The sequence below is a fragment of the Mesorhizobium sp. M2A.F.Ca.ET.037.01.1.1 genome (genome assembly GCF_003998075.1).
Classification (GTDB): Bacteria; Pseudomonadota; Alphaproteobacteria; order Rhizobiales; family Rhizobiaceae; genus Mesorhizobium.
This window is the reverse complement of sequence record NZ_RZSA01000160.1, coordinates 1-9,058: the sequence shown is the minus strand read 5'-3', so window position 1 is coordinate 9,058 and position 9,058 is coordinate 1. Positions and strand designations below refer to the sequence as shown.

At 62.5% G+C, this 9,058-nt stretch carries 4 protein-coding genes, 1 tRNA gene and 1 pseudogene; 4 read left to right on the top strand and 2 right to left on the bottom strand.

The annotated features are described in order from the left end of the window. Positions 1–228 (bottom strand): annotated as a pseudogene (locus EOA27_RS10790) (aminotransferase); the annotation flags it as partial. 50 nt (positions 229–278) lie between these two features. Beyond that, positions 279–686, bottom strand: a complete 408-nt coding sequence (locus tag EOA27_RS10785; protein ID WP_189343115.1) for a hypothetical protein — start codon at positions 684–686, stop codon at positions 279–281. Between the two features lie 97 nt (positions 687–783). Between EOA27_RS10785 and phaC the strand changes: the two genes are divergently transcribed. The 4 genes from phaC to EOA27_RS10765 form a co-directional block, all read left to right on the top strand. Next, positions 784–2,619 (top strand): class I poly(R)-hydroxyalkanoic acid synthase, encoded by a 1,836-nt coding sequence (gene phaC, locus EOA27_RS10780; protein WP_127256132.1) that lies wholly within the window; start codon positions 784–786, stop codon positions 2,617–2,619. 326 nt (positions 2,620–2,945) lie between these two features. After that, positions 2,946–4,118 (top strand): YcbK family protein, encoded by a 1,173-nt coding sequence (locus EOA27_RS10775; protein WP_245467385.1) that lies wholly within the window; start codon positions 2,946–2,948, stop codon positions 4,116–4,118. Positions 4,119–4,590: 472 nt separating this feature from the next. Then, positions 4,591–4,665, top strand: a tRNA-Glu gene (locus EOA27_RS10770). A 240-nt stretch (positions 4,666–4,905) separates the two neighbouring features. Further along, positions 4,906–9,058 (top strand): ATP-binding protein (locus EOA27_RS10765; RefSeq protein WP_127256130.1); only part of this gene is annotated, 4,153 nt, incomplete at its 3' end.

Sequence of the window (9,058 nt, the reverse complement as noted above, 5' to 3'; positions counted from 1 at the left end):
GGCGCGGCGCAGGCCCGGAATGCCGCGCGAGGAGGAATAGCGATGCGTGCGCGGATCGCGCACCACTTCGCACAATTTGTCGACGATGGCCTTCGGCGTCGGCAGGTCCGGATTGCCCATCCCAAGGTCGATGATGTCGGCGCCGCGCGAGCGGGCGCTGGCCTTCAGCCGGTTGACCTGCTCGAACACGTAAGGCGGAAGCCGGCGGACCTTGTGAAATTCTTCCATTGGATTTCCAGACACGATCGAAGGGGGCGCTTTCGGCGCGCGATATAAACCTAATTGCAGTTAGGGTCGAGGGTCGGGTCGCATTTGCCCTCGATCTGTTTCAGCGTGTCGCCACCATGCGTCTTGGCAAGCGTCTTCAGCGCCGCGGAATTCGCCGGCGCCTTGACGCTGCCGCCCTTGGCGGCCTGCGCCTGCTGCTCGGCCTTGAGCCTTGCCAGGTTCGCCGCGGTCTCCACCTTGGTGAGTTGCTTGGCGGCCACCTGCGGCGGAATGTTGAGGTTCGGGTAGGAGCCGGTGTCCTTCGGGCCTTCGGTCACGGCCGTCGGCGCTGCATTGTTGGTGCTGGTGCTCGTGCAGCCGCCGGCGGGCAGCAGCACGCCGACCAGCGCGGCCAGGACCGCCTTGCGGGAGATCGAACCGAACCTGAGAAAAAAAGTCCCGCCAACATTTATCGTCATATTGTTTTCCTGGCAGCCGGGTTACTGCGAATTGGACCCGGTCAGATGTCCCATGGTAATATGTCAAGAAAACGCTCCGGGAGGAACCCCGCGGACCATGTCCAAAACTGACGATTCGGACAAAGCGGAAAATGGCGGACCTTCGGCCATCGAGCAATATCTGGTGAAGGATCCCGAGCGCTTCGCCTTGAATATGGCGCGCATGATCGAACAGGCCGGCAAGGCGGCGTCCGCCTGGACCGAACCGCGCGAGAAGGGTGAGGTGCGCGATCATGTCGCCGAACCGGTCGTCGACATGGTCAAGACATTCTCCAAGCTCTCGGAGTACTGGCTTGGCGATCCGCAGCGCGCGCTCGAAGCGCAGACGCGGCTGTTCGCCGGCTATATGACGGTCTGGGCCAACGCCATCCAGAAGGTCAATCCCAATGCCGAGGCGCCACAGGACGCGGTTCAGCCCGAGCGCGGCGACAAGCGCTTCCAGGACCCCGAATGGGGCCGCAACGCCTTCTTCGATTTCCTCAAGCAGGCCTATCTCGTCACCTCGCGCTGGGCGAACGAGCTGGTCGAGCACGCCGAGGGCCTGGACGACCACACCCGCCACAAGGCGAGCTTCTACGTCAAGCAGGTGTCGAACGCGATCGCGCCGTCGAACTTCATCCTGACCAATCCGGAGCTGTTCCGCGAGACGGTCGCCTCGAATGGCGAGAACCTGGTGCGCGGCATGAAGATGCTGGCCGAGGACATCGCCGCCGGGCGCGGCGACCTGAAGCTGCGCCAGGCCGACTACACGCCTTTCGAAATCGGCAAGAACATCGCCACCACGCCCGGCAAGGTCATCGGCCGCAGCGATGTCGCCGAGATCATCCAGTACGATCCGGTGACCGAAACGGTGCTGAAGCGCCCGCTGCTGATCTGCCCGCCATGGATCAACAAATTCTACATCCTCGACCTCAACCCGCAGAAATCCTTCATCCGCTGGGCGATCGAGCAGGGCCACACCGTCTTCGTCATCTCCTGGATCAACCCCGACGAGCGCCACGGCGCCAAGGGCTGGGAGGCCTATATCCGCGAAGGCCTGCAATACGGTCTCGACATGGTGGAGAAAGCGACCGGCGAGAAGGAAGTCAACGCCATCGGCTATTGCGTCGGCGGCACGCTGCTTGGCGCGGCTCTCGCGCTGCTGGCGCAGGAAGGCGACAACCGCATCAAATCGGCCACCTTCTTCACCACCCAGGTCGACTTCACCTATGCCGGCGACCTCAAGGTCTTCGTCGACGAGGACCAGGTTGCCGCTGTCGAGCGCTCGATGAGCGAGAAGGGCTATCTCGAAGGCACCAAGATGGCCACCGCCTTCAACATGCTGCGCTCGGGCGATCTGATCTGGCCCTATGTCATCAACAACTACATGCGCGGCAAGGAGCCCCTGCCCTTCGACCTGCTCTACTGGAATTCCGATTCCACGCGCATGGCGGCGGCCAACCACTCCTTCTATCTGCGCAACTGCTATCTGGAGAACAATCTCTCGCGCGGCACGATGGAGCTGGCCGGTCGCACGGTGTCGCTGGCCGACATCACCATCCCCGTCTACAACCTTGCCACGAAGGAAGACCACATCGCGCCGGCGCTCTCGGTGTTCCTGGGCTCGCGGTTTTTCGGCGGCGACGTGGAGTATGTGATGGCGGGTTCCGGCCATATCGCCGGCGTCGTCAACCCGCCTGCCGCCAGGAAATATCAGTACTGGACCGGCGGCAAGCCGGTGGGCGATTTCAACGCCTGGCTCGCCGCGGCGCATGAGCATCCGGGGTCATGGTGGACGCACTGGCAGCATTGGATCGAGAACCAGGACAACATCCGCGTGCCCGCCCGCAAGCCCGGCAAGCGTATGAAAACCTTGGGAGATGCTCCGGGCACCTATGTCAAGGTGCGTGTGTAACGGACTGTAATGTCTGGTGAGTTGACGGGCCGCCAAAACAGGGCGAAATGGTGGCGTCAATCGTTTCACGGCCTCAAATCACCTTCCGACGCAGATTAATTCCGAGGCTTGCAGATTCGACACATGTCCCGTTTCCGGTTGGGAACAGGAGGGTTATCGCGGCGCGATGCTGGAGTGGCACGGCGATGACGAACCGACCGGATGCTGAGGGGGAATTTGTTTTGAAATCAGTAGGTTGGCGTCTCGGGCGAAGGGAAAGCCGCAGCATCGCGGCAGCGCTTTTCCCCGTGCTTCTGGCCTCCTGCACGTCGACCGGCGACCCGACGATGTCGGTCGTTTCGCCCGCCTACAATTCAACCGCCACCGAAATGAGCGCGACATCCGGCACCAAGACGGCAACAGCCGCCGATTCGTCGGCTCAGACGGCATCCGCGACCACCGATGCGGCAGCGACCGTGATGAGCGAAGGCGACACGCCTTTGCCCGAGAAGGTCGCCTATGTGCCGGAGACGCGACCGCAAGCCGCCTTCCCTGACGTCGCCGTGCCCGCGGGCGCCGCCGCGATTGCCGGCAACACACCGCAACCGCTGGTTCAGCCGGCGCAGACGGCGGAACAGACACAAGGCGTCTCCCAGCAGGTGGCCGCCGGCGATGCCGCCGCCATTGCGTCGAAGGCGCAGGCGACCACGCAGGCCATGAGCAACGGCGTCTATGTGACCGCGGGCGGGCCGGCGCAGCCGCAGGTCGCCGCGCCGAAGAAGGGCCTGTTTGCCTCGCTGTTCAGCACCACGCCGGCCTCGGCCGCGCCCGCGCCGCTGATCAATTCGCGCTCCAGCGACCAACCGGCGGCGCAGGCCAAGACCGCAACCGCCGCGGCCGCCCCCGCCAAGCCGATTGTTGAGCTGGCCTCCGCGACGCCCGCCGCGAAGCCGGTACAGCTCGCCTCGCTCGACGACCCGAGCTACCACATCACCGGCGCCGATGCCCTTCCCGGCGTGCGCCAGACCGCGCTGTTCGAGATCAAGCGCAAGTCCGGCATTGACGACGAGAGCGACGTCGACCTCAACGAGGATGAGGGCGGCGGCGGTTCCTACCAGGTGGCCTCGGCCGCCGGCATGGCAAGGCTCGCGCCCAACGGCCTTCTGAAGCAGAACGAAAGCGTCGACGTCGCCTGCCTCAAGCCGTCGCTGGTGCGGGTGCTGAAGACGATCGAGGGCCATTTCGGCCGCAAGATGGTCGTCACCTCCGGCTACCGCGATCCCTCGCGCAACCGCCGCGCCAACGGCGCCAAGAACTCGCTGCACATGTACTGCGCCGCCGCCGACATCCAGTTGCCCGGCGTCTCGAAGTGGGAACTGGCGAGCTACGTCCGCTCGATGCCCGGCCGCGGCGGCGTCGGCACCTACTGCCACACCGAATCCGTCCATATCGACGTCGGTCCCGAGCGCGACTGGAACTGGCGCTGCCGTCGCCGCAGCGGCGGCGGCGAGGACGGCTGATACTCGGCTTTGCCCAGTGCGCATAGCCGGGTTGACCGATTGAGAGCCGATCACCGCCGACGCCGTCGTTTGTTTCGACAAACCGTCAGCGACGTTCGCGATTGGCTGAAGCTTACTGAACTTCGTCATCCACGGGCGGGGCAGGAGCGAAGCGGACGCGCAGACCCGAGGATCCATGCCGTTACCTCAACCGTAGGGTAGAGCGGCGCAGATTCTGCACCGATGCGATACGTCAGCGTCACGGAATGGATTCTATGGTCTGCACGCGTCGCTTCGCTCCTTGCTCCGCCATGGAATGACGACCGCGACTGGCCTCCCAGCCAATCTCCAGAGGTGCGTGACCGAATGCGGCCGCAACCCTGCCCTGCCCCGAAAAGCCGGCTTTTGCAGCCTTTTGAAAAAAGTTGTCGCATGTGGCGGCAGATGGGTTGCCGGTTGGCGACAACGCAATTATAAGCCGCTTCGTCTGAGCGCGCCCATCGTCTAGCGGTTAGGACACCGCCCTTTCACGGCGGTAACAGGGGTTCGATTCCCCTTGGGCGTACCAGCTTTTTCAATGAGTTAGCTTGCCTTTACAGCCTGCGGTCCCGATAACGGGCCCGAAATGCTCTCAGACCTATGGATGCCTAGAGGCGCTTCTGATTCCGAGGGGTTCTGAGATTCCATCGTCATTTCCAACATTTCGCGGCTTGATCTCAGTCAATCTCGGTGTGCAAAGACTGGCAGTTCGAATGTCAACGCATATCCTCCCCATCCTGGGTGCTAACAATAGCGAAGAATCTTCACGATGACTGATGACAACAAGACGGCTGGCGGGCGAGCTACCGAAGCCGGAATGGCGTTTCAGGCAGCGGTAGCCACATGGTTCGCAGCGCAAATGCTTGCGGAAACGCCTATCGGCTCGCAGTTTGGACTCGCAACCGCATCAAACGTCGTCGGCATACAGTGCGAGACTGGTGACGCCCTAGATGACATCGTCGTGCACCTAGAGGGCGGAGGAGCGATCTACATTCAATGCAAGACCCGGCCGTCGCTGACCGTTGGTGCCGATTCTGCGCTAGGCAAGACTCTCGGACAACTCGTAGAGCTCTACGTGCAGCTAGGTCAGACACCCCTCGCCGCGGCGGTCGATGTTGCACTGTTGGCTGTGGCTGAGGACGCGCCTCGTTCTCTCGATGTTCTCGAAGCAGGGTGCCGAATGTTCGATCATGGCGGCGTGTGGGACGTCGTCATAGCACAAGTCCCCCAAGACAAACGAGATGCACTAAGCCTTTTCGAGGACCATATCCAGCATGCTTGGAGAAGTCGCGTCGCGTCGCCACTGACAAGTGATCACCTTGTGGCAATGGCTCGTTTATTTCGAGTGAGCCGCTTTGCAGAGAATTCAACGGGTTCGACATGGCGAGAGGCCTCGCGCTTGCTTGGGCGACGACTTTTCGGTGGAGACGATGCAGGCGCCGCGCCTATGGAGAGCTTACTGGGTTTGTGCCGCACCTTCATCAGGACGGGCGCTCCCGTCGACCGAAGCGGCCTACTGCGGGCATTGCGCGGCAAAGGCCACGTCGATATTTCAGCCCCAGCTTTCAACAAAGATATCGAGGCACTACTCGCCTATTCTACCAGCGAACAACGGCGCCTAGCAAAGCACACCAGGCTTCCCCTGGGCCTAGGCATTCCTATCAATCGCGACTGCCTTGAGCCGCTAGTAGCGGCGGCCGGCGGCGGAAGTCTGCTAGTCACCGGCGAGCCTGGGGCGGGCAAGACGGGTGTGCTGCTGGCCGTGGCCGCGCGTTTGGCTCAGGCACCCGGACCGACGGTATTTCTGTCTGTAGAGCGATTGTCCGGGATAACTTTGCGCAATGACCTCGCAGCTGAATTGAGACTGGCGCACGATCCTATTGAAGTGCTGGCGGCCTGGCCGGGCGACCAGCCTGGTGTCTTCATCATCGACGCCTTGGACGCTTCACGAGGTGGCCCGTCTGAAGCAGTAATCGCTTCTTTCATCGCCGACGCAGTGGAGAAGGTAGGCCCACGCTGGTCTATCGTCGCTTCCATCCGCAGCTTCGACTTGCGTAACGGCCGACGTTTTCGCGAAACTTTTGCAGGCGCGCCTCCGAACCTCAACTTTGCAGAAAAGGGTTTGGACAATGTCCGACATTTCCACATCCCGCGCCTATCGTCCGACGAACTCGCCGCAGTTTCGGCAGCGTCGGCGACACTCGACGAGCTGAATGAGACAGCGCCCCACAGGCTGCGGGACCTGCTGAAGAACATCTTCAATCTGTCCCTCGCCGCCGAACTTCTGGACGCCGGTGTGGAAGCTCAATCTATCCGCAAAGTCGGCACTCAGTCCGAACTGATCCGTCGATACGAAGACATCCGGCTTCCGAACCACGCACTGCAACGGGCGGTGAGGGCAGCCGTGACTATCATGGTGCAGCGACGGCAACTCACCGTTCGCGCCATCGATATCGAGAACAACGCGATAGATGACGTTAAGAAGTCCGGCGTCCTAGTGGCGGCCGGCGACCGTGTGGCCTTTGCCCACCACGTCCTGTTCGATCACATCGCGGGACGGTTCTATCTCGCGTGGGACGACACCGAAGCATTGCGACACCAGCTCTCAGGCGACCGTTCAATCGGCCTCGTGCTGGGGCCGGCATTGCGGTTCGCCTTGGAGCAGGTATGGCAGGATGACGCGGTAGGCCGAGCCGTCACCTGGCATTTTCTGGCGAACTTGGCCGCCGAAGCTGAGCCAGATCCAGTTCTACTGAGCATTGCGCTGCGCACCGCCGCCGAGCGGGTCGAGGAACCGACAGACGTCGGGGGTCTCTGCGATATGATAGGGGCAGCGATCGATCCCGCGCGGCCAGTCGCTCGCCTGCTGTCGCAACTTGCGCGCTTCGCGGGAATGGCAATCGCAGAGCGCGGCAGCCTTACCGTGCCGGCAGCTCTGGCCTGGGCCAAGGTAGCCTCAGCTGCGGCAGCGAGCGCCGACCCTCACCTCGCCGATGCAGCTCGCATTCTGCTGATGACATTGGCCAACAACGCCGATCTGGCCGACGCTAGCGTTATGGAGATGTTCGGGGCAGCAGCCCGCGGCCTCCTCGTAACCGCTTGGTCGCTTGCGCCCGAAAATCCTCGCCTGTCGAGCGCTGGTATCCGCTTTACCGCACGATCCTACGGATCTGACCCCACTGCGTCCCGCGCCCTGCTGCAGCGTATTCTCGATGACCGATTTGATGCCCATGCTTCGCAAGAGGCACCTGAACTTGCAGAAGCCGTCGGGCCGATTATTCCCCACGATCCAGACTTCGTTGCACGAATCTACACAACATTGTTCACCCGCGACGTGACAGATGAGAGCGAGACCTGGATCGGCGGTTCGGCGAGCCGCATTCTACCACTTACGTCAACACATCGGCAGGACTACCGGCATTCCCGTTGGCACCTGACTGAAGCGCTGAAACCTTTCTTAGAGGCAAATCCAGTGGGCGGTACCGCCGCCGTAATAGGAGCTGTGCGGGGATTGGACGTTGAGAAGCGTGGTGAAGAGCATCGCGCACCGACGGACCTCGTCGTCACCGGGCAAACGGTTCGAGTCGTCGATGATCTGCTGTCGCTGCAGGATTGGCGGGAGGAGAGCACCCGAGAAGAAGAGCCCCTCACCGCCTTCGTGGACTTCCTTAAGTCGTGTGGGCCGGAGGCTTTCCGCCAAGCCGTGACGACGACCCTCAGCTTGCCGGCCAACGCCGCCGTCTGGGCGCGCCTTCTAGGCACCGCGGCCGACCGCCAGGGCGTGGCCGAGGATCTACTATGGCCGCTCGCCAGCGATCCACATTTCACGGCTCTCCAAGGCCTAGCGCGGGATGCGGTCATCTTTCTGGCGGCTTCCTACCCTGCTCGGTCCGGGGAAGATAGGGCTGCCTTCGAACGCCTGGCTCTTACAGACGGTCTCTTCCCAGATGGGCGGGCTTCGCGCTGGTGGCGCTCGGTTCTCGGCCGCCTCCTGTCGATCCTGCCCGAGGAGTTGTTAGCAACATCCGAGATGAGAACCTACCGGGCGGACATGGCCGCCGCCGGAGAGCTCATCGGCAACCAACCGTTTATGAGCATGTCGGTCGGCTGGGGCTCAACCGACAATATTGTTGACAGCATGCTTCAGAGTAGCGGCGCAGATCTGGAGCGCAGCCCTGACCGCGAGATCCGATCCGCCAGCCGCCGAGTCGAGAACGACATCAAATTAAGCACAGATGAGGATGACACGACGACATTGACCGCGCTATGGGGCCATGTCGTCGAGCTCGTAGCTACGCTAGATGTCGGGATCGCCGACGCGCCGCACGAACAGCTCGTACATTCAAGCTGGGGGGCGGTTTGCAACGGCGTCGAACGAATCGCCAAGAGTTCTGCCTACGAGCCGGGCGTCAACGGCTTGCCCGATCTCGACACCTTGCTCGCGCTAATTGACCGCCTGTCTGCTAGCCCCTATCCCGAAACCGTCGATGCGCCCTCGGACCCGATGGGATGGGGAAACTGGGACGTGCGGGTCTATGCAGCCTCCAGCCTGGTCGCCCTTGCGCCGCGCTTCGCCGGCGTGCGGACGGACATAGTCGACCGCATGCAGGCTTGCCTGCATGATCCGGCGCCGACCGTAAGGCTGCAGGTAGCCCAGGCCGTAAACGTCCTTTGGGACGTGGCACACGAGCGGATGTGGGCAATCGTCACCGAAATTGCAGAGACCGAGACTCACGAAGGCGTGCTATTTTTCTTCATCGCAGGACCGCTCGGGCCGATCTCCCGTGAATACCCGGAGCGCTGTGCGAACCTCCTTTCGCAGCTGCTGGAACGGGAGTGGGTGAAGGCGCCCGACGAAGAGCGCACGGATCGGGACCGAGACGCCGAAGCTTCCGCCAATCTAACTGCGTCCCTCTATGTAG